Origin of the sequence: Actinacidiphila acidipaludis (assembly GCF_019890725.1) — a bacterium.
Taxonomy (GTDB): Bacteria; Actinomycetota; Actinomycetes; order Streptomycetales; family Streptomycetaceae; genus Actinacidiphila; species Actinacidiphila acidipaludis.
The window spans coordinates 250,554-276,684 of sequence record NZ_JAINZZ010000001.1 but is presented as its reverse complement, the minus strand read 5'-3'; the positions used below and the strand labels follow the sequence as shown (position 1 = coordinate 276,684).

Sequence of the window (26,131 nt, the reverse complement as noted above, 5' to 3'; positions counted from 1 at the left end):
ATCCGGCCCGGATTAATTCTCCGACCTGTTGACGGAAATAGGAGGGCCTTCGCATGCTGGCTCGGAGTCATCCCAAGGCCCTGTACGGACACTATTGGCGGAGCCACGGAGTTTGCGGTTCCGCGGCGCGGCGCACGCCGGTCCGGTGTCCGGAACGACGAAGGAGAGTGTGATTGATGAGCGCCGGTCCCCGGAACGGGAACGCCGGTATCGGCCGGCGGGCGCTGCTTGCCGGGGCGGCCAGGACGGCCCGTGCGGCCGGCCTCGCCGCCGCCGTCGGTTCGCTGGGGACGGCGACCCGGGCCGCGGCAGCGGCTCCTCCCGCGCCGCCCGGGCGGTACCCCGCGAACTGGCCCGACCCCGCCCCGTACGGTCTCGCGGACAACCGCGGGGACCTGTGGCCGAGGGAGGACAACTCCTTCGTCCTGCCGCTCGAACCGCGTCCGGGCGACGAGGAACTCGGCCGGGTCTGGATGCGCGACACCTACGTCAACTGCTTCCGGGTCGGCGGCCGCCGACCGCTCTACGTCGCCACCGGCACCACGCGGGCCCCCGGCCTCGACACCGCCGGCCCCTGGAACGACGGGATCTTCCTGTGGACGGCCGAGTCCCTGCGCGGACCCTGGCGGCTGGCCGACACCACCGGCATCCGGCCCGGCGCCGAGAGGGGCAAGGTCTGGTCGGCGGAGTTCGCCGGCGAGAACCGGCCCGGACGCACGGTCGTCGCGCCGTGGCAGGAGTACTGGTACGACGACCAGTTCGGCAAGCGCGGCAACGTATGGGCGCCGGAAGTGCACTACTTCCGGGACACCTGGTACATCGTCGCGTGCATGGGCGACCGCTCCCACAAGGTGGGCTCGTTCCTGCTGGTGAGCGAGGGCGGCGTCGAGGGACCGTACCGCCTCGCCGAGGGCAACCTGGACAAGCCCTTCGGCGACGCGCTCCCGGACGCCCCGTACATCGATCACGGGGCGCGTTTCCACATCGACGGCAGCATGTACACCGAGGGCGACGACGCCTGGCTGGTGCTGCACAACAACGGGTACGCCCGGTTCCGCGACGACATGGAGGACATCGTCCCGACGACGGGCCTCCCGGAGTTCCAGCAGCAGCCGTACACGCCCGAGCCCTATCTGGAGGGCGCGTACGTCCACCGGCACGGCGGCAAGTACTACCTGCTGCAGGCCGCGTGGGACCGCACCTCGACGGCCGCCGACGGCAGCACCCGGCACGCCTACGACACGGCCGCCCCCAGTCGGCCGCAGTACCAGTACAACACCGTCGCCGCCGTCGCCGACCACTTCGAGGGCCCCTACTCGCCCCGCTGGACCCTGGGCGTGGGCCTCGGCCACACCAACGTCTTCACGGACGCCGGCGGCCGGCTGTGGGCGACCTTCTTCCGCAACCCGAACTTCGGCTACTGGGCCGACCCGGCACGACTGGCCGACACCGCCGTGCCCGGCGTCGTCCTCCTGGAGTGGACCGGCCCGCAGGGCGACCGCCTCTACGTCAAGCGCCCGGCGGGTTGACCGGCCCCCGCCACGTCGCCTCGATCGCGTTCTCCCGCGGGAAAACGCTTCCGTCCATCCCAGTGGAAAGGGACAGTGTGACCTGCCCGACAGCTCCCAACATCATATTCGCCATGTCCGATCAGGTCCGTGCCGACTTCACCAAAGGCGTGGGCTTCGCACTGGACACGATGCCCTTTCTCGACTCCATCGCCGCCCAGGGCACCCGCTTCCGCCGCGCGTACACCACCGCACCGGCCTGCGTCCCGGCCCGCACCAGCCTCCTCACCGGCAGGTGGCCGAGCACCCACCGCATCCGGCAGAACTCCAACACCGGCGCGACGCTGGTGTCCCGCGGCGACGACCTGATCGACGTGCTGCGCGGCGCGGGCTACCAGCTCTTCTACTCCGGCAAGACGCACATGTACCGGAACGATCCGGCGGACTACGACGCGTTCTCCGAGTACGGGCACACGAAGGGGCCGGACACCACCACCGAGCAGCGGGCCTTCACCGCGTACCTGAACTCCATCGACATGGGTCCGACGACGGCGCCCACCCCCTTCCCGGCGGAGCAGCAGTACCCGTACCGGATCGTCTCCGACGCCATCCAGCAGATCGACGCCCGGGATCCCGGCAAGCCGTTCTTCGCGTTCGTCTCCACACCCGAGCCGCACAACCCCTACCAGGTGTCCGAGCCGTACTTCTCGATGTTCCCCGAGGACACGATCCCCGACCGGATCTCCGGCCCCGAGGCCGCGGAGAACAAGGGCGGCGCCTACAAGTGGCTGCGCGACCTGGTGCAGGAGAAGCGCCCCGGCTACGACGACATCTGGCGCCGCTACCTCGCCTCCTACTGCGGCATGCTCCGCCTCATCGACGACCAGTGGCGCCGGCTCGTCGACCACCTGAAGGATCAGGGCCTGTGGGAGAACACCCTGGTGGTCTTCCTCGCCGACCACGGCGACTACACCGCCGAGTACGGCCTGCAGCGCAAGGGCGCGGGCATCCCCGAGGTCCTGGCGCACATCCCCATGATCGTGCACGGATGCGGCGTCAAGGCCAACGACAACACGACGGACTTCGTCTCGATCGCCGACATCCTGCCCACCGTGTGCGAGGCGATCGGCCGCCCCATCCCGCTGGGCGTCCAGGGCCGCAGCATGTGGCAGATGCTCACCGGCTCCGGCTACCCGGCCGCGGAGTTCGCCGACATCGTCACCGAGCGCGGCTACGGCGGCCTGCCCTATCCCGACGACGCCCGCCCGCCGCTGCACTTCCCCTACGAGGGCACCCGGTACGACGAGCTCAACAGCGTCACCCAGAGCGGTTCGTCGCGGATGCTCCGGCACGACCACTGGAAGCTCTACGAGCACGTCGGCGACGACGGCGAACTGTACGACCTCGCCAAGGATCCGATGGAGCTCCACAACCGCTGGGACGATCCGAGCCTGCGGAAGGTCAAGGCCGACCTGACACAGCGTCTGCAGCGCTGGTCGGTCCGGCTCACCGACGACCTGCCGAAGGGGCAGTACAACGCCCGGCTCGCCCCGCACAACTGGTACCGGACCGCGGAGGAGGACGGAGCATGACCGGACCAGCCCACCACGGCGACGGCGGCGGTCAGCTCCCGCCGTCACGCCGCGCGGTCCTGCGGGGCGCCGCCGCCGTCACCCTGGCCACCGCGGTCACCACGGCGGCGGGCGCCGCGACCGCATCCGCGGCCGGCGCCGCCGCGCCGCCCGCGGCCGTCGACCACCCGGGCGCGCAGTGGCTGCCCGCCGACCCGGCCTGCTACCGCGCCGCGCGGCGCCCGGACAGCGGTCCGGTCGGGTACGTGGTCATCCATGTGACGCAGGCGACCTTCGACGACGCCGTCGCGGTCTTCCGCGACCCCGGCCGGAAGACCTCGGCCCACTACCTGGTCCGCTCGGCGGACGGCCGCATCGGGCAGTGCGTCAGGGAGAAGGACATCGCCTGGCACACCGGCCGTCCGGACTACGACGACCGCAGCATCGGCATCACGCACGAGGGCTGGGTCGACTCCGACGCCTGGTTCACCGAGGAGATGTACGCCGCGTCCGCGGCCCTCACCGCGGACGTGTGCGCGCGTCACGCGATCCCGCTGAGCCGTACTCACATCCTGGGCCACCACGAGGTGCCCGGCGTCACGCACACGGACCCCGGAGCCAACTGGGACTGGGACCGCTACCTCGAGCTGGTCCGCAAGGCGAGCGCCACGAGGTGAGAGGGGGCCTGCCCCGGGACGGCGGGCCCCTCACAGGAAGCGGCGGAACGGCCGGACCGCCGCCTCCTTCAGACGCTGCAGCGCCGGACGGTGGCGCCAGCGGACCGGGTCGATCGCCACGCTGTGCCGCAGGTCCTCGTCGAAGTCGGCGTCGAGCTCGGCGGTCAGCCGTTCGTCGAGGACCGCCAGCATGACCTCCTCGTCGTGGTCCATGGAGCGGCGGTTGAAGTTGCTGGAGCCGACGAGCGAGGTCACGCCGTCCACCGTGACGATCTTCGTGTGCAGCATCGTGGGCTGGTACTGCCGGATGCTCACCCCGGCACGGAGCAGCGCGGCGTAGTGGTGCTGGCCGGCGAGCTGGCAGGCCCGCTGATCGGTGTACGGGCCGGGGAGCAGGATCTCCACGCGGACGCCGCGCTCGGCCGCGGCGCACAGGAGCCCGACGAAGAACGCGTCGGGCGCGAAGTACGCCGTGGACAGCCGCAGCCGCTCCTCGGCCGAGGTGATGACGACCCGCAGCAGGGTCTGCATGTCCTGCCATCCGAGGCTGGCCGAGCCGCGGACGACCTGGACGGTCGACGTTCCGGGCTGCGGCTGCTCGGTGAAGCGGTCGCGTTCGTCGTACAGCTCGTCGTGACACTCCGCCCAGTTCTGGGCGAACGCCGCGGCGATACCGTCGACGGCGGGCCCGCGGACCTCGATGTGGGTGTCCCGCCACTCCTCGGGGCTTCGTGCGTCCCCGCACCACTCCTCGGCTATGCCCACGCCACCGGTGAACGCGATGTGCTCGTCGACGATGAGCGCCTTGCGGTGGCAGCGGTGGTTCTGCTTGAACGGCGACAGCCACAGGGGTTTGCGGAACCACACCACCTGGACGCCGGCGGCGTCCATCATGTCCAGCAGGTCCTGCTCGATCTCCCGGGCGCCGAATCCGTCGAGCAGCAGGCGCACCCGGACGCCCGCGCGGGCCCGGTCGGCGAGCGCGCCGGCGAAGTCCCGCGCGACCTGGCCGCGCCAGTAGACGAAGGTCATCATGTCCACGGTGTGCCGGGCGCCGCGGACCGCGTCGAGCATGACCGGGAAGATCCGGTCACCGTTGCGCAGGGGGCGCAGGGCGTTGCCCTCGGTGGCGGCGACGCCGATCAGCCGCTCCAGCCGCCGCCGCATCCGCTGCTTGCGGGCCTCGTTCCGGCCGGAGGTGTTCGGTCCGGAGGTGTTCGGGCTGGTGAGGGCCACGTCGGGGGCGGTGTTCACGTCGGTGGCGGTACCGACGTCGGTGGAGATGGCCACATCGGCGGCTGCGTCGGGTCGCTGCGCATGCTTCGGCTGGGTCGTCACATCGTTGCGGCTGCCCCCGACCCGCGGATCGAGACCTCGCGGCGGCGGCGGTCCTCACGCGCGCCTGCCGCGAAGCGTCACGGCGGCGCAGCAGCACCAGCCGATCGGCTGCACCGCCCAGTAGCTGACGGCGCGGTACAGCAGCGCGCCGGCCAGCGCCTGGGACGACGGCACGCCGTAGGCCGCCAGCAGGGCGGCCAGTCCGGCCTCGACGACTCCGATGTTCCCCGGCGTCAGCCGCAGGGACGCCGGGATCTGAGTGAGGACATAGGCGCCGAGCACCCCCGGCCAGGGAACGGTGATGTTCAGCGCGCGCAGGCACAGGACGAGACAGGCCAGGTCGAAGACCCAGTTGAACAGGGCCTGTGCCGCAGGCGAGAGCCACGGGCGCAGACCGGGTTTCAGGTTCCAGGCCTGCTCGGCGATCCTGCCCGCCAGGGTCCCGAGGTCGCGTGCCCGGACGGAACGCCGGGTGGCCGCGGCCCAGACCCGTCGCAGGCCCCGTCGTACCGTGTCCGACCGGCGGACCAGCACGACGAAGCAGGCCGCCGAGACGAGGACGATGAGCAGCACGACCATCGTCCACACCACGACGGCCCGGGGCGACGGGCCCGACGCTATGAGGGCCACGGCGCCGATCACGCCGAGACCCAAGCCGGACAGGGCGCCCGCGACGGCCAGGACGGCGGCCGCCAGCGTCGTGTCGATCCCGCGGCGCCGCAACTGCCGGTACGCCCACGCGGTCGCCAGCACCGCACCGCCGGGAAGTGCCCCGGAGACCGCGTTCCCGCCCAAGGTCAGAGCCGCGACCCTGCGCAGCGGCCAGCGTGCTCCGCCGGCGTCGAGCAGCCAGCGCCACACTCCGGCGAAACACAGCAGCGACGCCGCCTGACATGCGGCCGCCGCGGCCAGCGGGAGCGGGTCGACGTGTGCGACCAGCCGCAGGGCTCCGGCGACCTCACTCCTGCGCACCACCGCGGCAGCGGTCACGCCGGCCAGAACGGCACCCGCGACGACCCACCAGATGCGCCGCGGCCATCGCGACGAGCCCGCGTCCCGGTCCGCCGGGCCCTCGCGGCTGTGGCCGCCTCCGCTGTGGTCGCGCACGATCCCGGGCAGCTCCTCAGTCCTGCGTCGCGATCGGCCCCGGTTCACCCGGCCGGCCTCTCGGACCCGGGCGGCCGGGCCCGGCACGCGGAGCCGTCGGAGGCCGCTGGGCCCTCCCTCTCCAGGGTGCCGACAACCGGCCCGCCGGGCCCGGGTCCGACCGGCCCTGCCGCACGGGTCATCAGGCCCCGGGTCCCGGGCCGTACCCGTGCGCCGTGTTCCGGCGCTCCGCCACGGGGCGGCGGGCGTCCACGCGCTCGGCCACCCGCAGGCGCGGCGTCAGCCGAAAGCGTGCCGCCCGGTGGCAGCGGCCCGCCGGGAAAGTGAGAGTGGACGCCACGTGACGTCCGTCGAGGAGCAGCCCATGATCGTCACCATCGTCGGTGCCGGGAACATGGCCCGGGGCATCGGCACCCGGGCGCTGGTGGGCGGACACTCCGTCCGGGTGCACGACCGCACGGAGACCAAGGCGCGCGATCTCGCCTCCGATCTGAGCCGGGTCGTGTCCGGAGCGGACGTGACGGCGGTCGGCGCCGACGCCGCGGCCGACGCCGACCTCGTCGTCCTGGCCGTGCCCTACCCGGCGGGACGTGACGTCGCCGCCGCGTGGGCCGGTGGGCTGGCGGGCAGGACGGTCGTCGACATCTGCAACCCGGTCGACTTCACCACCTTCGACTCGCTGGTCGTACCGCCGGGAACCTCGGCCGCCGAGCAGATCGCCGCCGCCGTGCCCGAGAGCCGGGTCGTCAAGGCCTTCAACACCACCCTCGCCGGCACCCTCGCCGAGGGAGAGGTGGCCGGCCGGCCGTTGGACGTCTTCATCGCCGGGGACGACGACACGGCACGGCGGACCGTGTCCGACCTGGTGTCCTCCGGAGGAATGCGTCCCCTGGACGTCGGGCCGCTGCACTGGGCCCGCGAGCTGGAGGGCTTCCAGCTGCTGCACATGGCGTCCCAGGAGCGGCTCGGGCTGGAACTGGTCCAGCGCCGTCGCGATCCTGCCGTGACGGTGGGCGCATGCCCTCGGCCGCGGGTCCCGCCCGGAGCCCGAGGCGGCGCCGCCAGGGACCGTTCCGGCACCCCACCCTGCCACCGGCGCTCGGCAGGCCGGTCAACGCGCGCGAGCACACTGGAAGGCAGGGAAGGCAGGTGCTGATGCGTGAGCGGCTCGTTGTCGCCGGAGAACGTGAACGAGGTGACCCGGGTCCTCGACCTGAGCGGGGTCTTCGCCAGCGCCGTCGTCGGCGGAGTGCTGGCACGGGCCAAACGCCTGGACCTGTTCGGCTTCCTGGTCATCGGCATCGTGGCCGGCCTCGGCGGTGGCATCCTCCGCGACACACTGCTGCAGCACGGCACCCCGGTGGCGCTGACCGACTACACGTACATCGCGGTCGCCACGGGCGGCACGCTGCTGGCGTTCCTGGCCGACGTGAGCCGGCACACCTCCGGCTGGACCTTCAACCTGCTGGACGCCCTCGCCCTCAGCGTCTGGGCCGTCGCGGGTGCGCAGAAGACGCTCGCCGTGGGGCTCGGCTGGCTCCCGGCAGTGCTGCTGGGCACGATCACCGCCGTCGGCGGCGGGGCCATCCGGGACCTGCTGCTGGCCCGCACTCCGACCGTCTTCGGCCGTACCCCCCTGTACGCGACCGTCGCGATGGCCGTGAGCGCGGTGATGGTCCTCTGCAGCCGGCTCGGGGCACCCACCATCGGGATCGTGGCCGGGATCCTCGTCGGCGCCGCGCTGCGGCTGGCCGCGGTCCGCAGGGGCTGGCGGCTGCCGGTGAGCCGTGACTGGCGGCCGGAGACGATCCGAGGCCGCGGACCGAGGCCTCGGCAACCACCCACCGAGGACGAGGAGCACACAGGCATGACCGGCGACGACTCCTTCGACGCGGTCGTGGCCGGGCTCGACGAGATCCGGTCCGAACTGCAGGACTTCTACCGGGATCTGCACGCCCACCCCGAACTCGGCCATCAGGAGCACCGGACGGCGGCCCGCGTGGCCCAACGGCTCAGGGACGACGGTTACCAGGTGCACGACGGGATCGGCGGTACCGGCGTGGTCGGCGTCCTCGTCAACGGCGAGGGGCCGACGGTCCTGCTGCGCGCCGACATGGACGCTCTGCCGGTCCGCGAGGAGACGGGTCTGCCGTACGCGAGCACGGCGAGCGCCACGGACGCCTCCGGCCACCAGGTCCCCGTGGCCCACGCCTGCGGGCACGACATGCATGTCACCTGCCTGCTGGGAGCCGCCCGTCTGATGGCTGAGGCCCGGAAGTCGTGGCGGGGCACCCTGCTCACCCTCTTCCAGCCGGCCGAAGAGCCCGGCGACGGCGCCGACCGGATGCTCTCCGACGGACTCGCCGACCGCGTCCCCCACCCCGACGTCGCCTACGCCCAGCACGTTCTCCCGTATCCCGCCGGACAGGTCGGAACGCGCGGCGGGTCCTTCCTCTCCGCGGCGGACAACATCACCATCACCGTTCACGGCAGGGGCGCGCACGGCTCGGCGCCCCAGGCCGCGATCGACCCGGTGGTGATGGCGTCGATGATCGTCGTCCGTCTCCAGACGATCGTCTCGCGTGGACTGGCCGCCACCGATCCGGCGGTCCTCACCGTGGGGTCCGTGCGGGCGGGCACCAGCGGCAATGTCATCCCGGAGTCGGCCGAGCTGCTGGTGAACGTGCGCACCTACGACGAGAGCACACGGCGGGACGTCCTGGCCGCGGTGCGGCGCATCGTCACGGCCGAGTGCGACGCCTCCGGGGCGACCCGGGGGCCCGACATCCAGGAGGGCACCCGCTTCCCGCCCACCGTCAACGACGCCGACGTGACCGCCGAGGTCGCCGCGGCCTTCGCCACCGCCTTCGGCGAACGGGCGGTCACGATCGACCTGCAGAGCGCCAGCGAGGACTTCAGCCGCATCCCTGACGCCTTCGGCATCCCCTACACCTACTGGGCCCTCGGCTGCGTCGACCCGGACACCTACCGGGCCGCCCACCGACGCGGCACGGTGGCGCAGGACATCCCGGTCAACCACAACCCCCGCTTCGCCCCCGTGCTCCAGCCCACCCTCGACACCGGCGTGCAGGCCCTCGTCGCAGCCGCACTCACCCGGCTCTCATGAAGCCGTGAGCGTCGCCGAGGGGGAGCACCACCCGCTTCCGGGGGCGAGGGCGGCCGGTGACGGGCCGGCTCATGCCGTGCGGGCCGGTGCCCCGGTCGGGATCACGCCGTCCGGCGCGCGCATGCGTGCTTCGAGCCGCCCCCGAGTGGTGTCCGCGAGTTCACGCAGCAGAGGTGACACCGCCGCCTCCGGGGGCGTGGGGGCGGTGATCCCCGTCGCCTCGGCGGGCAGTTCGGCCAGTTGCGCGCGGAGCTCGTCCCGCACCCAGTCCAGCGGGCGCGGCGATCCGATGCGCTGTCCACGGAGCATCGCCGTGGACAGCAGCGGGCGGGTTCCGAGCGGCCCGGGTTCGTCCCACAGGGCGACGGTGTCGTGCATGCCGTGTCCCCGGAAGACCTGCTTGGCGCCGGGGAGCGTGGTCTTGCCCGGAGAAAGCTTCATCATCGGGCGCCGGTCGTACTCCACCAGCTTGTAGGCGGCGTCCAGTGAGGGGGCGTCCTCGGAGACGCCGAAGCGGGTGCCGACGGCGAACACGTCGATCGGGGCGCCTTCGTGGACCAACCGGTCGATGGCGAACTCGTCGAGGCCGCCGCTGGCCACGATGCCGACGTCCGGCAGTCCGTGCCTGTCGAGGATGTCCCGCACGGTGACGGCGAGCCGGTGGAGGTCGCCGCTGTCGAGCCGCACCGCGCATCCCCTCGCGAGTCCGGCCTCGCGCAGCACCCGGGCGGCCGTCACCGCCCCGGCCGCGGTGTCGTAGGTGTCGATCAGGAGCGTGACCGGGCCGGGGTGAGCGGCGATGAAGGCCCGGAACGCGGCTGCTTCGTCGTCGAAGGCCTCGATGTAGGAGTGGGCCATGGTGCCGATCGCGGGAAGGCCGTAGGCCTGGGCGGCCGCCACGTTGCTCGTTCCCGAGAACCCCGCCATCGCGCTCAGCCGCGCCGCCTGCATGGCCGCTTCGACGCCGTGGGTACGCCGCAGCGAGAAGTCGACCACGGGCCGGCCGGCCGCGGCCAGCACGCACCGCGCCGCCTTGGACGCCACCGCTGTCTGGTGGCAGAGCTGGTTCAGCACGAGCGACTCGACGAGTTGCGCCTGGGGGAGCGGCGCCGTCACCTCCAGCAGGGGCTCGTTCGCGAACACCACGGTGCCCTCGGGGACGGCCCGCACGTCTCCGTCGAAGCGCAGGCCGCTCAGGTGCCGCAGGTCCGCGGCGGACCGGCCGAGGGCCCGCGCGTACGCACGGACGTCGTCCGCACCCACCTCCCATGCGGCCAGCATCGTCAGCAGCGGCTCCAGGCCCGCCGCGACGAGGAACCCCCGTGCCGGCGGCAGGCGGCGCACGTACACGCTGAACGTCGCCGGAGCCGTCATGCCCTCGCGGAGGTACGCGTGCGCCATGGAGACCTCGTACAGGTCCGTGGTCCGGGCGTTCGACATGTCAGACGCTCCTGCCGCGCGTGGAACCCCGGGCGCGGAGGACAACCCCGGCACCGCAGGTCCGGTGCGCGGTACGCGGCCCGTACGTCCGCTGATCCGCGCCCCCGGCTGAGTCCTCCGCGTCGTCTTCATCGTCGCCGCGAATCCCCCTCGGCGCGCGGGGCCGTCCGGGGCACGTCGCCGGGCCGGTCGGCCCTCCGGCGGCGACGAACGGCACCGGCGGCACCGCGATCGCGAACGTAGTGTCGGGTACGAGTCGGTACGGACGAGGGAGCAGCCGATGCACGCGCACGTCGGGGACTGGATCGTGGTGGAGTCCGTGCACCTGGACGGACACCGCCGCCGTGGACAGATCGTGGAACTGGAGCACCCGGACGGCACCCCGCCGTACATGGTGCGCTGGATCGAGGACGACCGGGAGACGCTCTTCTTCCCCGGGCCGGAAGCGCACGTCGAGAACAGGGCCGAACACGCGGGATCCGGGCGCTGATCCGTCGGGCGCCGGCCCGCTGGTCTCATGGCCGAACGCGTCCCGAAGCCGTGGCGCCGCGGCGCTCACGCCGGTGCCGGGCGGCCGGCGGTGTCGTCGGTGCGGAACGCGACGTGTTCGGACACCGAGACCACGCCGTCCACCGTGCGGCACAGCCGGACGACGACCGGGATCAGGCTCCGGAGATCGACCGACCCGCCCAGGGCGACCTGTCCCTGGCGGACGTCCACCGTCAGCTCTGCGGCACTGGCGCCGAGCGTCTGCTGGAGCACGTCCCAGGTGATCTCCTCGCGGATGGCGTCGTCGTCGCGCAGGAAGATCCGCAGCAGATCGCGGCGGCTCACGATGCCCTGGAGCCGGTCCGCCGCGTCCACCACGGGGAGCCGTTTCACGTCGTGGAGCTCCATCAGGCGGGCCGCCTCGACGACGTTCCACTCCGGCCGCGCGCAGATCGCGGGCGCCGACATCACCTCCTCCGCCCTGACTCCTTCCGCCTTGGCCTGCTGGCCGGCTTCCAGCCCGGGCATCGGCGGTCCGCCCGCGGAGTCGTTCCGGTCCGCGGACTTGCGCAGCAGGTCGGCCTCGGACACCACGCCCATCGGCCGATCGCGTTCGTCGACCACCGGGACGGCGGTGACGTCGTTCTCGGCCAGCAGCCGCACCAGCTCCTTGAAGGGCAGGTCGCGCCTGGCCCTGACCACGTTCCGGGTCATGAGTTCCCCGACCGTGCGGTGGTGCATGATCGCGCTCCTTCCCAGTGGTGACGCATCCGAGCGGTGACGAGTCCGACGAGCGGTGCCACGTCCGGGCCTCCGGTGGCGGCCGGGCGGCGCCGAAGCCAACCTGAAGGTGGGGCGGAGATGAGGAGGCACGGTGGGCGGCCTGGTCGTGGTCGGCACGGACGGTTCCGCACCGAGTTCGGCGGCCGTCGCGGCGGCCGCACGTGAGGCCGCCCGACGCGACGCCGATCTGCGGGTGGTGCACGCCTTCGCCTGGCCGGAGGTCCATTTCCTGCCGGGGGCCGCCCCTCCGGCCTTCACCGACACCGAGGTCCATGCCCTGACCGGGCCGCTGCTGTCCCGGGCCGTGGAACAGGCCCGAGCGGCGGCGCCGCAGGTGAGCGTGGACCAGGAGGTGACCGTGGGAGACGCGCTGCAGGTCCTGGTGGACCGGTCGCGCGAGGCGCAGCTCGTGGTCGTCGGTTCCCGGGGGACTGGGGCCTTCGCCGGGCTGCTGGTGGGCTCGACGGGTGTAGGCCTGGCCGCGCACGCCGCATGTCCGGTGCTGGTCGTCCGCGACCCCGCGGAGCCGACCGGCCCGGTGCTCGTCGGAGTCGACGGATCCCCGCAGGCCAGGGACGCGGTGGTGTTCGCCTACGACGAGGCCGCCCTGCGCGGAGCCTCCCTGCTGGCGCTCCACGCGTGGACCGCCTGGAACGTCCCCGTTCCGCAGCCGCCGCGGGATGCGGCCGCTCCCTACGCCTACGAACGCGGCATGCTCGCGGCGGACGAGGAGCGCCTGCTCGCCGAGGCGCTCGCGGGCTGCGCCGAACGCTACCCGCAGGTGACGGTCGAACGCCGATCGGTCCGCGCCGGAACGCGCGAGGCGCTGGTCGCGGAGAGCGCCAGAGCCCAGTTGCTGGTCGTGGGAGCCCGGGGGCGCGGCGGCTTCTCCGGGCTGATGCTCGGATCGGTGAGCCAGGCGGTACTGCACCACGCCCGATGCCCGATGGCCGTCGTCCGCGGCGGTGCCGTCGCGCGCCGGCCGGACTGACCACCCGGACCTCGGCGCGGGTGCGCCGGAAGCGGCCGACGGCGTCCCCGTCGCGGACCGCGGTCCGGACCCGACGGGCGAGGACGGTGCGGCGGCGCTCACGACGGGCCTTCAGCCGGGTTCCATGTACGGCCGGCGGAAGACCGGCGCCTGTCCTGTCCCGTAGGGCCGGACCACGGCGAGAGCCTGCTGCACCGCGGACTCCAGCGGACCGCCGGTGTCGACCTCCACGGCCTCCGGCCACGGCCGTTCCTCGGCTGCCATCGCGGCCGCGACCTCCGGGCCCGCGTCCGAAGCTCCCTGTTCGCGGGTCCTCAGGCGCGCCGCCGCGACGTCCCCGGGGGCCCGGCAGTGCAGCGCGACCAGATCCGCGTCGCAGCGCTCGGCGGCGCGCACGGCGGCCTCGCGCTGCCGGGTGTCGGTCCACGTGGCGTCCAGCACCACGGACTCACCCGACGCGGCCAGAGCCGAGGCCCGGTCGAGCAGGGCCGCATACGTGCCGGCAGTGCGCTCGGGCGTGTAGAGACCCTTGCCGTACGGGGCCGCCGCGGACTCCTCGACCGGGAGACCGGCCAGTTCCTTGCGCAGCCGGTCACTGCTGAGCAGGGTGACGCCCAGGCGGTCGGCCAGCGCCCCGGAGAGCGTGGACTTCCCGCTGCCCGGCAGCCCGCCGACCACCATCAGGGTGACCGCCGACGTCCTCAGGTGGCCGAGCGCGATCCGGAGCAGCCGCCCGGCCGCGGCCTCCGCACCGGCGGCCCCCTGACCCGCCTGGATCAGGGAGACCTTGGCCCGGACGCAGGCGCGATAGGCGACGTAGTGATGCCACAGCGACGGCGGCGCGGGGTCCCCCGAGTACTCGCTGTACCGAGCCAGGAAGAAGGCCGCGGCCGCGGGGGCGTCGAGGTACTCCAGGTCCATGGCGAGGAACGCGGCGTCGTCGAGCCCGTCGACGTGGCGGAGGCGGTCGTCGAACTCCAGGCAGTCCAGGACGCGGGGTCCGTCGTCGAGGCAGAAGACGTCCTCGGCGAGCAGGTCGCCGTGACCGTCGACGATCCGCCGCTGCGCGATGCGAGCGTCGAACAGCGGCCGCCGGCCCGCCAGATAGCGGTTCGCCAGATGCTCGATCTCGGGTGCGCCCGGAGCACTGCGGCCGTCCCGGACCAGCGCGCGGACCTGGTCGAAGCCGGCTGCCCAGCGCTGTGCCAGCGCGTCCCGTGACCCCTCGGCGTCGATGTCCGGGCCTCGCGGGGCTTCGGCGTGTCGTGCGGCGAGCAGCCGAGCGACGGCGCTGAGCTCGTCGTCCAGCGGTGCCCCTTCCCGCACCAGGCGCGCCAGGCGGCGCTCGTCGGGCATGCGGCGCATCACCAGCACGGGTTCGGCCGGCGTCTGCGGACCCTGGAACTCGCCGAGACCGAGGTAGACGTCGGGCGCGAAGCGGCGGTTGAGTTCGAGTTCGCGCTCACACCCCCAGCGCCGGGCCTCGACGGTCGAGTAGTCCAGGAAGGTCAGGTCGACGGGCTTCTTGAGCTTGTAGACACGGCTGCCCAGGAAGAGCAGCACCGCCGTGTGGGTCTCGCGCACCTGGGCGCGCGCCGGTTCCCGCCGTGACCGCTTCCCCACCGAGGCGGGGTCCGCGGGGGCTCCGACGAGGCCCGCGATGACGGTGTCCTCCATGACGGCTGCCTCCTCAATCCGGTGTGCGGACAGGGGTGCCGCGCCGGCAGCACCGGGTCGGCCGCGCGCCCGCTGCCTACGTCCCGCTGCTCAACTCCGGGCGTTGACGTCCGCGTCGGCGGCCCCGGCGTCCACGAGCTGCCGGCCGAGCGCCAGCAGGGCACGGCCGGCCGCGTACTCGTCCCCGATCTCGGGCACCGGCGGGTCGTCCGGGTTGCGGTGGGCGGCGGTGCGGCTCACGAGGGTGTTGTCGCCGGTGTCGAGGACGGCGTGGACCAAGGTGGTGTCCTGGTCCTCCTCGAAGATGTCGAGGCGCAAGGTCCATGTCCGGGTGTGCGCGGCCGTCTGCTGGGTCATGAGATGCCCTGCCCTTCTGCGTCGTTCCTCCCGCGGTGGGGCGGACGCCACCCGGTCTCGGCGACCGGGGGGACCATCCCGTCTCCAGACAAGCCACCCGGAGCCCGGCCCGACAGGGCCGACCGGCCCTCGCCTCGGTCCGACCGGCCGTGGTCCGGCCGGCCTGCGCCAAGACCCCCGCGTATGGGTGTACATCGCGCGACAGGGCCGGGCGGCGCGGGAGCCAATGGGAGCAGGAGTCCGTATCGCCGGGAGGAGCGCTGCCATGGCCCGACGCGCGGCCACCGCCGGATGAGCCCGGGCGGCCCCGAGCCCGCGGAACGCGCCGCGGGCCGCTGGCGCGCCCTGGCGGTGCTGGGGGCGGGCCAGTTCCTGATGGTCCTCGACACCTCGGTCATGAACGTCTCGATCAGCCAGCTGGTCAAGGACTTCCACACCGAGGTCACCGCCATCCAGGCGGTCATCACCCTGTACACGCTGGTGATGGCCGCCTGCATGATCACCGGCGGGAAGCTCGGCGACATGTTCGGCCGGCGGCGGGTCTTCGCGGGCGGCCTCATGGTCTACGGGGTCGGGTCGGCGCTCACCGCGGTGGCACCCACCCTCGCGGTGCTGGCCGTCGGCTGGTCGGTGATCGAGGGCGTGGGCGCCGCCCTGGTGCTTCCGGCGCTGGCCGCCCTGGTCGCGGGCGCCTACCGGGGACGCGACCGGGCGGTGGCCTACGGCGTCATCGGCGGACTCGCGGGCGCCGGCATCGCGGTGGGGCCGCTGCTGGGCGGATGGCTGACGACCTATCTGACCTGGCGGCTGGTGTTCGCGGGCGAGGTCGTGGTCGTCCTCGCGATGCTGGCACTCATCCGCTGGGTTCCCGCCGACCCGCCCCGCGAGGGGCCGCGGCCGCGCCTCGACGTGATCGGCGCGCTGCTGTCCGCCGCAGGGCTGGCCGTGGCGGTGCTCGGCGTGCTGCAGAGCAGTTCGTGGGGCTGGCTCAAGCCCAGGAACCCGCCGTTCGAGATCTTCGGATTCTCGCCGACCGTCTTCGTCATCGCACTCGGTGGGGTGCTCCTCGGGTTCTTCCAGGCCTGGGAACGGCGGATGGCGGAGCGCGGGGGAGAGCCGCTGATCCGCCTGAAGCTGTTCCGTGTCCCGGCTCTGCGTTCGGGGCTGGCCATGCTGCTCGGTCAGAACCTCATCCTGCTGGGCCTGTTCTTCGCCATCCCGCTGTACCTGCAGATCGTCCAGGGACTCGACGCCTTCCAGACCGGGCTGCGGCTGCTCCCGGTGTCCGCGACCATGCTGCTCTCGGCGATGAGCGGCCCGTTTCTGGGGAGGTTCGCCGGTCCCCGCACGGTGGTGCGCGTCGCGCTCGGCGTTCTGCTGATCGCCATCCTCTGGCTCGTCGGCACCATCGACCCGCACATCGACAACGTGTCCTTCGGGTTCGCCATGGCCGTGCTGGGGCTGGGCATGGGCCTGCTGGCGTCCCAACTGGGGAACGTCGTCCAGTCCAGCGTCGGGGAGGACGAGCGCAGTGAGGTGGGCGGGTTGCAGTACACCGCGCAGAACCTGGGTTCCTCGCTCGGCACCGCGCTCATCGGTTCGATCCTGATCAGCGCGCTGGTCACAGCGTTCACTACGCAGATCGAGCACAACTCCGCGGTCTCGCAGGCGACCCGGCAGGAGGTCGGGATCAGGCTCGAGTCCGGCGTCAGTTTCGTCAGCGCCGACCAGGTCCGCGCCGGAGCCCAGGCGGCGGACCTGCCGCCCGCCGAGGTCGACGCGGTCGTCAGCTCGTACGCCCAGGCCCAGCTCAACAGCCTCAAGGCCGCCATTCTGGCCGCGGCAGGCATCACCCTGCTCTCCTTCGCCTTCACCCGGCACCTGCCGACCGAGCCCCCGGCTGCCGCCTCCGGCCCCGATCCCGGAGCGGCCTCCCCGGCCGGCACCGCCTGAGGGCACGTCGGCGGCCCGCGGCGCCGGGGCCGGTCGGCCCGTCACGCGGAGGACGACCGGCCGGTCCGGTCGGCCCTGTCGCCGTGCGCCAGGGAGGCGTTGGCTGGCGGGGACGGAGGGTCCGCGCTCCCATCGCGTCGCGGGCCGTGCTCCGCGGTACTGCGGCACAAGGAAGTGAGCAGCATGAACGGCGCCGTCAATCTGGCCTACAGCTATCCGGTACTGGGCACCTTCCTGACGGTTCTCTGGATCTTCCTCTGGATCGTCTGGCTGATCGTGCTGTTCCGCGTGATCGTCGACATCTTCCGCGACGACACGCTGGGAGGCGGAGCGAAGACCGGCTGGATGGCCTTCGTGATCCTGCTGCCGTTCCTGGGCGTGCTGGTGTACGTGGCCGCCCGCGGCCGCGGCATGGGGGCGCGCGAGGCGCACAGGGCCCATGCCCAGCAGAAGGACCTCGACGACTACATCCGGCGTACCGCCGCCGGCGACGGCCACGGCGGGACCCCCACCGACGAGCTGGCCAGGCTCGCCGAGATCCACGACAAGGGCGGGCTGTCGGACGCGGAGTTCGAGCGGGCCAAGGAGAAGGTCCTCCACTGACCGTGCCCGCTGCGACCGGCCCTCCCGGCAACGACCGGTCGCCCCTTCCGGGGCCCGGGAGAGCCGGCCCCGCCGCAGGCGGAGTCCCGGCCGCGGCCTGACCCCCGCCGGACACCGCGAGGAGAGGTGACGATGGCGAGCCCGCACGCGCCCTCCTCCGGGACCCGGCCGGCGGCCCCGGCGGACTCCTCGGCCCCCGCACCGGACCCCCAGGAGCCCTTGGCGCTGCTGTACCGGGACCTGCGCACATCACCGGCGGGCCTGTCCGAGCGCGAAGCGGAGCGCCGGCGCACGGTGTACGGCCCGAACACCCTGTCCCGCCGCGCCGGCCGTCACCGCCTCGCCGAGCTGGCCCGCCAGTTCACCCATCCCCTGGCTCTGCTGCTCGCGCTGGCCGCGGCCCTGGCCGGCGTGACGGGCACGGTGTCACTGGCGCTGGCGATCCTGGCGGTGATCCTCCTCAACGCAGGGCTCGCCTTCGCGCAGGAACAGCAGGCGGAGAAGGCCGTCGAGGCGCTCTCGGCGTTCCTGGCGGAACAGGCCACGGTGGTCCGCGACGGCACGCCCCGTCCCGTCCCGGCCACGGAGCTCGTGCCGGGCGACGTGCTCATCGTCGACGAGGGGCAGCGGGTCTCCGCCGACGCCCGGCTGGCCGACGGGGGAGTGGAGGTCGACCTCTCCGCCCTGACCGGGGAGTCCGCACCGGTCTACCGGTCGGCCGAGTCGGTGGACCGCACCGAGCGCATGCTGGACGCGCGGGACCTGCTCTTCTCCGGAACGGTCTGCACCGGTGGGCACGCCACGGCCGTGGTCACCACAACGGGCATGCACACCGAGCTGGGCCGGATCGCCGCGCTCAGCCAGCGCACCCAGCGCTCGGAAAGCCCGCTGGAACGCCAGGTCAAACGGGCTGCCAGGCTGATCGCGCTGGTCGCGGTCGGCGTCGGGCTGGCGTTCCTGCCGCTGGGGCTCGCCGCGGGCCTCACACTGGGCGCGGCCGCCACCTTCGCCATCGGCCTGCTGGTCGCCAACGTTCCCGAGGGGCTGCTGCCCACCATCACCCTGGCCCTCGCGACCGGGGTGCGCGACCTGGCCAGGCGCGGCGCGGTGGTGAAGCGGCTGTCGGCCGTCGAGACCCTGGGCGCCACCACGGTGATCTGCACGGACAAGACCGGAACCCTGACCGAGAACAGGATGCGCGCCGTCGCCGTCTGGACTCCGGCGGGTGAGTACTCCCCGGACGGGAACGGGCCCCCGCCCGAGCCGACGCGTCCGGTCATCGCCTCCGCGGCCGCCTGCACCACCGCGCGGCTCGCCGAAGGTCAGGGCGACCCCACGGAACTCGCCCTCCTCGACCTCGCCCAGCGGACCGGAGTGCCCGCGCGCGGGAGGGACGGCCGGAGCACCCTGTACCGCTTCGACCCCCGGATCAAGCTGATGAGTCTGGCGGTCGCGGGTGACGACGGCACGGTCGCGCTGCATACCAAGGGCGCTCCGGAGGAGATCCTCACCCGCTCCGACCGCCTGCTCGACGCGTCGGGGGAGCGCCCCCTCGGACCGGACGAACGGTCCCTGGTCGTCCACGAGGTGGGACTGCTCGCCGACCGCGGCCTGCGGGTGCTCGGGGTGGCCCACCGCACCCTGCCTCCCGGGCGGCCACCTCCGGACCGCCGCGAGGACGCCGAGGAGCACCTGTGCCTGCTGGGACTCGTCGCCCTCGAAGACCCGCTGCGCCCGGAAGTGGGCCCGTCCATCGCCATGGCCCACCGAGCCGGGATCCGCGTCAACGTCGTCACCGGCGACAACGGCCTCACCGCCGCGGCCATCGCCGGTCAGGCCGGTATCGGGTCCCCCGGCGGCCGGACCGTCACCGGCACCGAACTCGACGCGATGAGCGACGCACGCCTGGACCGCCTGCTGGGCGGCGGCGAGGAGGTGATCTTCGCCCGGAGCTCCCCGGAGTCCAAACTGCGGATCGCCGACGCGCTGCGCGCCGAGGGGCAGACCGTGGCCATGACCGGCGACGGGGTGAACGACGCTCCCGCGCTGCGGCGGGCGGACATCGGTGTCGCCATGGGCCGCTCCGGCACCGACGTGGCCAGGGAAGCCGCCACGATGGTGCTGACGGACGACAACTTCGCCACCATCGTGGCGGCCGTCGAGGCCGGACGCCGCACCTACGACAACATCCGCAAGTTCATCGTCTACATCTTCGCCCACGCCGTGCCCGAAGTGGTGCCCTTCCTGGTCTTCGCCCTGGCGGGAGGCGCGATCCCGCTGCCGCTCACGGTGATGCAGATCCTCGCCGTCGATCTGGGCACCGACACCCTCCCCGCCCTGGCCCTGGGACGGGAGCGGTCCGAGCCCGGGCTGATGGAGCGCCCTCCCCGGCCGCGGGGCCACAATGTCATCGACCGAGGCATGCTGGGCCGTGCCTGGGGCTTCCTGGGGCCCCTGTGCGCCGCTCTCGTCATGGGAGGCTTCCTGCTGACCCTCGTCCGCGGCGGCTGGCATCCCGGGGCCGCGACCGGGAGCGGGAGCGCCCTGAACGGCGTCTACCACCGCGCCACGACCGTCGCCTGGCTCGGGATCGTCTTCTGCCAGATCGGCACGGCCTTCGCGGTCCGGACCGAACGGGCGTCGCTGAAGAGCGTCGGCGTCCTCAGCAACCGCCATCTCCTCGGCGGGATCGCCTTCTCCCTGGTTTTCGCCGCGGTGATCGTCTACGTGCCCGCGCTGCACCGGCTGTTCGGCACGGCCGCCCTGGGACCGGCGGACCTGCTCACCGTGGTGTTCTTCCCGTTCGCGGTGTGGGGCGCCGACGAGCTCCGCAAGGCGTTCCTGCGGCGCAGGCCCGTGGCGCCCGCGGTCGTCGCGCCGGCTCCGCCCGCGCCTGACGTGACGGCGATCCCGGTCTCCGGGCACCATCCCTTCGCCGTCATGCTCGCCCGCCACGGCTGGAGCGGCCACCGGCTGACGAGGGCGCTGGGCGTCAGCGAGCGCGCGGCGGCCGACATCGTGGCGCACGCACGGCATGTGGCCGCCGAACACGGGCGCGGCAGGCAGCGCTGAGCCGTCCCCGCCGCCGGACCGCCTGGGCGCGGGTCACCCGCGCTCGACCGTGAGGTCCAGGAAGTGGGCCGAACAGGAGATGCACGGGTCGTGGTTGCGGATGGCCCGCTCGGAGAGCGACGCCAACTCCCCGTCGGTCGCCGTGCCCTCGCCGAGCCTTCCGTGCACCGCACGGCGGACGTCCTCCTCGATGGCGCCCTGGTTCTGGGCCGTCGGGGGCACCAGGTCGGCCTCCAGCACCGTGCCGGTGCCGTCGAGGCGGTAGCGGTGGTAGAGCAGGCCGCGCGGGGCCTCGGTGGCCCCGTGCCCGACACCCGCGCGGGGCGGCACATCCACGAACGGACGGGACGGCGGCTCGTAGGCGTCGATGATGCGCAGCGCCTCCTCCACGGCGTAGAGGACCTCGACGGCGCGGACGACGATGCTGCGGTACGGGTTGCGGCACACCGCGCCCTCGGCCGGGTCGCCCAGCCCCGCCTCGCGGGCGGCCTGCCGCGCCGTGGGTGACAGTTCGCGGCCGCTGATCGCGAAACGGGCGAGGGATCCCGTCAGATGCCGCCGCCCGTCGAGGCGCGAGTGCAGTGCGGTGGAGTACGGCACCTGGTGTTCGACGACATGCCGGCCGAAGTCGCGCAGGCCGAACGTGCGGGTGGGCAGCGGCTGTCCGGAGTCCGCGCGGAGACCGTGCAGGCCGGGGGCGTCCATCACGGTCGGGACGCCACCCTCGATGGCGTAGGTGCCGGGGGCGGCCAGGGCCAGCAGGTCGTGATCGCATCCGGCGTCCGGGAAGTCGAAGCCGGACACCCACCGCACGGTCCGTGCCGCGTCCTCCATCGCCTGGCGCAACCGCGCGGCCACCGGCCGGAGTTCCTCGACGGAGGGGACACGGTGGAATCCGCCCAGCCGGGCGCTCACCGGGTGGATCGCGCGCCCGCCCAGCAACTCGACCACCGCGTTGCCCGCCTGCTTCAGCCGCAACCCCCGCTCGACATCGGCACGGTGGGAGGCCGCGAGGTCGAACAGGCTGTCACAGCCGAGGAAGTCCGGTGCGTGCAGCAGATAGACGTGCAGGGTCTGGCTCTCGATCCACTCGCCGCAGTACATCAGGCGCCGCAGGGCCGCGAGTTGACCGCCGACGACGACCCCGCAGGCGTCCTCCAGCGCCTGGCACGCGCTCATCTGGTAGGCGACCGGGCAGATGCCGCACACCCGCGAGGTGAGGTCCGGGGGTTCGGTGTGCCCGCGGCCGCGCAGGAAGGCCTCGAAGAACCGCGGCGGCTCGTAGATCGACAGGGCCGCGTGCTCGACCTCGTCACCCCGCAGGCTCAGCCGCAGCGCCCCTTCCCCCTCGACGCGGCCGAGCGCGCCGACACCGACGACCCGGGTGTCACGGTCGGTCACCGGGCCTCCTCCCGTCGCGAGACGGCCGCGAACTCGGGTGCCGCGGCGTTGAACGTCCGCAGGACCCGGACCACGTCGAGGGTGTCCATGCCGTCGCGTCGCAGCAGCGGCACGAAGGCCCCGAAGTTGGTGGAGTCCGAGGGACCGAAGCAGCCGTAGCATCCGCGGCCGTACGCCGGGCACAGCGCGCCGCATCCGGCATGCGTGACAGGACCCAGGCAGGGGACGCCCCGGGCCACGGTGACGCACACGGTGCCGCGTCTCTTGCACTCGAAGCAGACGCTGTGCCGCGGCACGTCGGGAGAGCGCCCCGCCAGGTAGGCGGTGATCACCTCCAGCAGCTGCCCGCGGTCGATGGGGCAGCCGCGCAGCTCCAGATCGACGGGGACGTGTGCACTGACCGGCGTGGAGTCGGCGAGCGTCGCGATGTAGTCGGGGCGGGCGTAGACGACCGAGAGGAAGTCGCCGACCTCGGCGAAGTTCCGCAGGGCCTGGACCCCGCCGGCGGTCGCGCACGCCCCGATCGTCACCAGCCGCCGGGACACGCGGCGGACGTGCGCGATCCGGGCCAGGTCCTGGGGGGTCGTGACCGAGCCCTCGACCAGTGAGAGGTCGTAGGGACCCTCGCCCGCCTCGGTGGAGGCCTCCAGGAAGTAGGAGACGCGCACCGCTCCCGCCAGCGCCACCAGTTCCTCCTCGCAGTCCAGCACCGTCAGCTGGCACCCGTCGCACGAGGCGAACTTCCACACCGCGAGGCTGGGCCTGCCGTCCGCGTCCTCGCCGGGTGCAGGGGCGGTCCCTCCCGCGGGATCCGCGGTCATCTCACAGCTCCCTGACGGACATCGGGTGCCGGGCCCGGGCCCAGGACACTACCGGCCCCGCCTGGCAGAGCAGCAGAGGGCCCAGCTGGCAGTGGCCGCAGTGACCCGTGCCGCAGTGCATCGTGCGCTCCAGCGACACGCGGATGCGTTCGGCCGGCACACCGCGGCCGGCGAGCTCGCGCGCCACCACCCTGATCATCACCTCGGGCCCGCACACGAAGGCGTCGGTGACCGCCGGATCGAAGACCGCCCGGTCCAGCAGGTTGGTGACCACGCCGACGTCGTCCGCCCACCCGGGTTCCGGACGGTCCACGGTCACGAGGACGCGGGCCCCCGCCTCGCGCCAGCCGAGGATCTCGCCGTTGTACAGCAGCTCACCGGGCCGGCGGGCGCCGATGAGCACGCTGACCTCGCCGTACCGTTCGCGTGCGGCCACCGTCCGCCGCACCAGCGGCCGCAGCGGTGCCAGGCCGATGCCGCCGGCCACGACCAGCACGTCGCGCCCCGCTGGTTCGTCCCATCCCGTGCCGAAGGGCCCGCGCACGCCGAGGGTGCCACCGGCCCGGGCCCGTGCCAGGGCAGCCGAGACGGCGCCGGCCGAACGCACGGTGAGCGTGAGGCGGTCGCCGTCCATGCCGCTGACGGAGAAGGGCGCGTCGCCGGCGCCGAAGGCGTACACCATCGCGAACTGCCCGGGCCGGAAGGGGTTCAAGGCCACGTGTTCCGGGACCAGTTCGAGGGTGACCGTGCCGGGTGTCTCCTCGCCGGCCCGCAGGACGCGGTAGGGCACGGGCACCGTGACTCCTTCGCCTGGCGTCGTCAGCACAGGATCGCCCGGGCTCACGGCGGCCCCCGGCGTCCGGCACCGTTCGCCGGTCCGTACAGGTCCAGAAGCCGGATGCGGCAGGCCCGAAGGCGCCGTCCGATCGCCACCGAGGCGACGCAGCGGGTCATCGCCAGTCCGAACGCGGGATCGTCCTCGATGGCGGCGCGCACCCGGGCGGCATCGAACTCGTGGGCCTCCACCGCTTCGGACGCCGCGGCGCCCAGGTGCCAGCGGAACGGCTCGAACAGCCAGGACCAGCCGAGCAGTTCCCCGGGGCCCAGGGTCTCCACGACCACCGGCCCCCGGCCGGGGACCTGCGCGTCCAGGGCGACCCGGCCCGAGCGCAGGATCCAGAACAGGCCGGCCTCCTCGTCCTCGTCGAACACACGGGAACCCGCGGTGAAGGAGCGGTCGCGGGCGAAGGAGAGCAGCCGTTCGCGGTACACCGCCGGGAGCGCGTCGAGGAAACGCCGGGCGGTCGCCGTCACCGCTCCTCCGCCGGCGCGTGGGCGTCGCGCTCACGCGCCAGCGCGTGAGCCTCCTCGGTGATGTCGATGCCCACCGGGCACCAGACGATGCAGCGGCCGCACCCCACGCACCCGGAACTGCCGAACTGGTCGTACCAGGTGCCGAGTTTGTGTGTGGCCCACTGCCGGTACCGGCTGTGCGGCGTGGCCCGCACCGGTCCGCCGGGCAGGTGGGTGAACTCCAGGTCGAAACACGACTCCCAGCGCCGCCACCGTTCCGAGTGGTCGCCGGTGAGGTCGGTGATGTCCTCGGCGGTCGTGCAGAAGCAGGTCGGGCACACCATCGTGCAGTTGCCGCAGGTCAGACAGCGCGAGGCGACGTCGTCCCAGCGTTCCGCCGACAGCGTCCCCCGCATGAGGGCCTGGAGGTCCACGGGGGGCATCGTCCGGCCCATGTGATCGGCCGCCGCGGTGACCGCCGACTCGGCGGCGGCACGCGTCCCCGGGTCCGCGGTCCGGTGGGGGATCTCGTCCAGCAGCGACGCGCCCTCGGCCGTGCCCGCCCGCACCAGGAAGCGGTGGCCGGCCCCGTCCACGACCTCGGTGAGAGCGAGGTCGTAGCCGGGTCCGGCCGCCGGTCCGGTGCCCATGGAGACGCAGAAGCAGGTGGCCCCGGGCTCGGTGCACTCCACCGCCACGAGGAGGGCGCGTTCGCGGCGGCTCCGGTAGTTGGAGTCCTCGTGCGGACCGCCGGTCAGCACGCGGTCCTGGATCGCGATGGCACGGAGATCGCACGGACGCACGCCGAGGAAGGCGTAGGAGGGCGCCGGGGTAGCCTCCTGACTGAACGTCATGGCGCCGTCGCTGTCCCGATCCGCGGTCCACTGCCGTTCGCGCTGCGGATGCAGGAAGGTCTTCCAGGACTGCGGGCCCGCGCTGTGCGCGAAGGCGGCACCGTCGGCGCGCTCCACCAGCCGGTAGCGTCCCGCCTCCAGTTCCACACCCCAGCCGTACGGAAGGTCGTCGCCGCCGCTCAGCTCCGCCAGGACCACGGCACCGTCGCGCACGGTCGGACCGACCACGGTCCGCCCGCGCGCCGAAAGAGCGCGGATCAGAGAGTCCAGTCCGTCCCTGCCGATCACCGCGCTGCGCGGCACGTCCGCCATGGCCGCCTCCGGAACGTCACGGGGGACGGCTTCGCGGCGCCGTCCCGTCGTGCGCCGTGTCCGTCCTCCGCCAGTCTGCGAGCCACCGGGCACCCGGGGCGCCCGACACACGCGCGCGGCCGCCGGCCGGGGGCTGTTATCCCCCGTCCGGACCGTTCGGGATGTGCCGGGACGGGCCGCGGACCCTCCCGCGGGGAGAGTGTCCGCATGGATCCTGACGCCGCGGGTGCGCCGCGAATCTGCGTCATCGGCGTCGGCAGCCGCTTCCGGCGCGACGACGCGGCCGGGTGGGCGGTCGTGGCCCGCCTGGGCCGCCCGGCGGACCGGCACCTGCTGCCGCCCGGCACGCAGCTCCATGTCTGCGACGGCGACCCCGCTCGTCTCGTCGCGTTCTGGGAGGGCGCCGACCTGGCGGTCGTGGCCGACGCGGCGCGTGCGGTCCCCGCGCGGCCGGGCACGGTGCACCGCCTCCGGTTCGGCGACGGCCGGCCGGCCGGGCTCCCTGCGACGACCAGCTCCCACGGGTTCGGCCTCGCCGACGCCCTCGGCCTGGCGGCGTCGCTCGGCAGGCTCCCGCGGCGTCTCGTCGTCTACGCGATCGAAGCGGGCGACATGTCGTACGGCACCGGGCTCTCGCTGCCGGTCGCCGCGGCCGTCAGGGTCGTGGCGGCCGGAATCCGGCGGGATCTCGCCGCGGCGGCCGGGGCGCGGCCGGGGGCTGTTGCGGGGCAGCCGTGCAGGGAGTGAGCGGCGGCCC

22 protein-coding genes and 1 pseudogene are annotated in these 26,131 nt (G+C 73.4%); 12 read left to right on the top strand and 11 right to left on the bottom strand.

Annotated elements, in window-relative coordinates; translation table 11 throughout:
• The first annotated feature begins 176 nt into the window (after nucleotides 1-176).
• From K7862_RS01295 to K7862_RS01285, 3 genes are all read left to right on the top strand, one after another.
• Nucleotides 177-1,529 carry a family 43 glycosylhydrolase gene (locus K7862_RS01295; RefSeq protein WP_222959539.1) on the top strand — a complete coding sequence of 451 codons (1,353 nt, stop codon included), beginning with the start codon at nucleotides 177-179 and terminating at the stop codon, nucleotides 1,527-1,529.
• 62 nt (nucleotides 1,530-1,591) lie between these two features.
• A complete protein-coding gene (locus tag K7862_RS01290; protein ID WP_308011783.1) occupies nucleotides 1,592-3,100 on the top strand; it encodes a sulfatase-like hydrolase/transferase in 1,509 nt (502 codons plus the stop codon).
• Complete coding sequence (locus K7862_RS01285) at nucleotides 3,097-3,756, top strand: N-acetylmuramoyl-L-alanine amidase (protein ID WP_222959537.1); 660 nt, start codon at nucleotides 3,097-3,099, stop codon at nucleotides 3,754-3,756. The genes K7862_RS01290 and K7862_RS01285 overlap by 4 nt, the downstream gene beginning before the upstream one ends.
• Nucleotides 3,757-3,786: 30 nt before the next feature.
• Here the strand turns inward: K7862_RS01285 and K7862_RS01280 are convergent, their stop codons facing one another.
• Complete coding sequence (locus K7862_RS01280; protein ID WP_222959696.1) at nucleotides 3,787-4,923, bottom strand: phospholipase D-like domain-containing protein; 1,137 nt, start codon at nucleotides 4,921-4,923, stop codon at nucleotides 3,787-3,789.
• 225 nt (nucleotides 4,924-5,148) lie between these two features.
• Nucleotides 5,149-6,201 carry a lysylphosphatidylglycerol synthase transmembrane domain-containing protein gene (locus K7862_RS01275; protein WP_222959536.1) on the bottom strand — a complete coding sequence of 351 codons (1,053 nt, stop codon included), beginning with the start codon at nucleotides 6,199-6,201 and terminating at the stop codon, nucleotides 5,149-5,151.
• 364 nt (nucleotides 6,202-6,565) lie between these two features.
• On the opposite strand from K7862_RS01275, the gene K7862_RS01270 reads away from it, so the two are divergent.
• The 3 genes and pseudogenes from K7862_RS01270 (at nucleotide 6,566) to K7862_RS01260 (ending at nucleotide 9,328) form a co-directional block, all read left to right on the top strand.
• Nucleotides 6,566-7,357 (top strand): NADPH-dependent F420 reductase, encoded by a 792-nt coding sequence (locus K7862_RS01270; protein ID WP_262412458.1) that lies wholly within the window; start codon nucleotides 6,566-6,568, stop codon nucleotides 7,355-7,357.
• Nucleotides 7,358-7,360: 3 nt separating this feature from the next.
• Nucleotides 7,361-7,828, top strand: a pseudogene (locus tag K7862_RS01265) (trimeric intracellular cation channel family protein); the annotation flags it as partial.
• 240 nt (nucleotides 7,829-8,068) lie between these two features.
• Nucleotides 8,069-9,328: an amidohydrolase gene (locus K7862_RS01260; protein WP_222959694.1), complete on the top strand. Its 1,260-nt coding sequence runs from the start codon at nucleotides 8,069-8,071 to the stop codon at nucleotides 9,326-9,328.
• A gap of 69 nt (nucleotides 9,329-9,397) precedes the next feature.
• Here K7862_RS01260 and K7862_RS01255 read toward each other — a convergent pair whose 3' ends face one another.
• On the bottom strand, nucleotides 9,398-10,768 hold the full coding sequence (locus K7862_RS01255; RefSeq protein ID WP_222959535.1) for a nicotinate phosphoribosyltransferase: 1,371 nt from the start codon (nucleotides 10,766-10,768) through the stop codon (nucleotides 9,398-9,400).
• Between the two features lie 280 nt (nucleotides 10,769-11,048).
• Here K7862_RS01255 and K7862_RS01250 point away from each other — a divergent pair, with 280 nt between their 5' ends.
• Nucleotides 11,049-11,258 carry a DUF1918 domain-containing protein gene (locus K7862_RS01250; RefSeq protein ID WP_222959534.1) on the top strand — a complete coding sequence of 70 codons (210 nt, stop codon included), beginning with the start codon at nucleotides 11,049-11,051 and terminating at the stop codon, nucleotides 11,256-11,258.
• A 65-nt stretch (nucleotides 11,259-11,323) separates the two neighbouring features.
• Here K7862_RS01250 and K7862_RS01245 read toward each other — a convergent pair whose 3' ends face one another.
• Entirely contained in the window at nucleotides 11,324-11,998 is a 675-nt protein-coding gene (locus K7862_RS01245) for a CBS domain-containing protein (protein WP_222959533.1), read from the bottom strand.
• 133 nt (nucleotides 11,999-12,131) lie between these two features.
• Between K7862_RS01245 and K7862_RS01240 the strand changes: the two genes are divergently transcribed.
• On the top strand, nucleotides 12,132-13,031 hold the full coding sequence (locus K7862_RS01240; RefSeq protein WP_222959532.1) for a universal stress protein: 900 nt from the start codon (nucleotides 12,132-12,134) through the stop codon (nucleotides 13,029-13,031).
• Between the two features lie 111 nt (nucleotides 13,032-13,142).
• On the opposite strand, the gene K7862_RS01235 is transcribed toward K7862_RS01240, so the two are convergent.
• Together K7862_RS01235 and K7862_RS01230 are read right to left on the bottom strand one after the other, a co-directional pair.
• Nucleotides 13,143-14,615, bottom strand: a complete 1,473-nt coding sequence (locus tag K7862_RS01235) for a bifunctional aminoglycoside phosphotransferase/ATP-binding protein (protein WP_308011791.1) — start codon at nucleotides 14,613-14,615, stop codon at nucleotides 13,143-13,145.
• A gap of 183 nt (nucleotides 14,616-14,798) precedes the next feature.
• A complete protein-coding gene (locus tag K7862_RS01230) occupies nucleotides 14,799-15,065 on the bottom strand; it encodes a dsRBD fold-containing protein (RefSeq protein WP_222959530.1) in 267 nt (88 codons plus the stop codon).
• Nucleotides 15,066-15,356: 291 nt separating this feature from the next.
• Between K7862_RS01230 and K7862_RS01225 the strand changes: the two genes are divergently transcribed.
• The 3 genes from K7862_RS01225 (at nucleotide 15,357) to K7862_RS01215 (ending at nucleotide 20,693) form a co-directional block, all read left to right on the top strand.
• A complete protein-coding gene (locus tag K7862_RS01225; protein ID WP_222959529.1) occupies nucleotides 15,357-17,018 on the top strand; it encodes an MFS transporter in 1,662 nt (553 codons plus the stop codon).
• A gap of 183 nt (nucleotides 17,019-17,201) precedes the next feature.
• On the top strand, nucleotides 17,202-17,621 hold the full coding sequence (locus tag K7862_RS01220) for an SHOCT domain-containing protein (protein WP_222959528.1): 420 nt from the start codon (nucleotides 17,202-17,204) through the stop codon (nucleotides 17,619-17,621).
• Between the two features lie 132 nt (nucleotides 17,622-17,753).
• Nucleotides 17,754-20,693, top strand: a complete 2,940-nt coding sequence (locus K7862_RS01215) for a cation-translocating P-type ATPase (RefSeq protein WP_222959527.1) — start codon at nucleotides 17,754-17,756, stop codon at nucleotides 20,691-20,693.
• A 33-nt stretch (nucleotides 20,694-20,726) separates the two neighbouring features.
• On the opposite strand, the gene K7862_RS01210 is transcribed toward K7862_RS01215, so the two are convergent.
• Genes K7862_RS01210 through K7862_RS01190 form a run of 5 tightly spaced genes read right to left on the bottom strand, consistent with a single transcriptional unit; the run spans nucleotide 20,727 to nucleotide 25,374 of the window.
• Nucleotides 20,727-22,094: a Ni/Fe hydrogenase subunit alpha gene (locus K7862_RS01210; protein WP_222959526.1), complete on the bottom strand. Its 1,368-nt coding sequence runs from the start codon at nucleotides 22,092-22,094 to the stop codon at nucleotides 20,727-20,729.
• Nucleotides 22,091-22,915 (bottom strand): NADH-quinone oxidoreductase subunit B family protein, encoded by an 825-nt coding sequence (locus K7862_RS01205; protein WP_222959525.1) that lies wholly within the window; start codon nucleotides 22,913-22,915, stop codon nucleotides 22,091-22,093. Before K7862_RS01205 ends, K7862_RS01210 begins: the two co-directional genes overlap by 4 nt.
• A gap of 1 nt (nucleotide 22,916) precedes the next feature.
• A complete protein-coding gene (locus tag K7862_RS01200) occupies nucleotides 22,917-23,711 on the bottom strand; it encodes an FAD/NAD(P)-binding protein (protein WP_222959524.1) in 795 nt (264 codons plus the stop codon).
• Between the two features lie 44 nt (nucleotides 23,712-23,755).
• Nucleotides 23,756-24,229: a cyclic nucleotide-binding domain-containing protein gene (locus K7862_RS01195; protein ID WP_222959523.1), complete on the bottom strand. Its 474-nt coding sequence runs from the start codon at nucleotides 24,227-24,229 to the stop codon at nucleotides 23,756-23,758.
• Nucleotides 24,226-25,374 carry a 4Fe-4S dicluster domain-containing protein gene (locus tag K7862_RS01190; RefSeq protein ID WP_222959522.1) on the bottom strand — a complete coding sequence of 383 codons (1,149 nt, stop codon included), beginning with the start codon at nucleotides 25,372-25,374 and terminating at the stop codon, nucleotides 24,226-24,228. Before K7862_RS01190 ends, K7862_RS01195 begins: the two co-directional genes overlap by 4 nt.
• A 207-nt stretch (nucleotides 25,375-25,581) precedes the next feature.
• Here K7862_RS01190 and K7862_RS01185 point away from each other — a divergent pair, with 207 nt between their 5' ends.
• Complete coding sequence (locus K7862_RS01185) at nucleotides 25,582-26,121, top strand: hydrogenase maturation protease (RefSeq protein WP_222959521.1); 540 nt, start codon at nucleotides 25,582-25,584, stop codon at nucleotides 26,119-26,121.
• The last annotated feature ends 10 nt before the right edge of the window (nucleotides 26,122-26,131 follow it).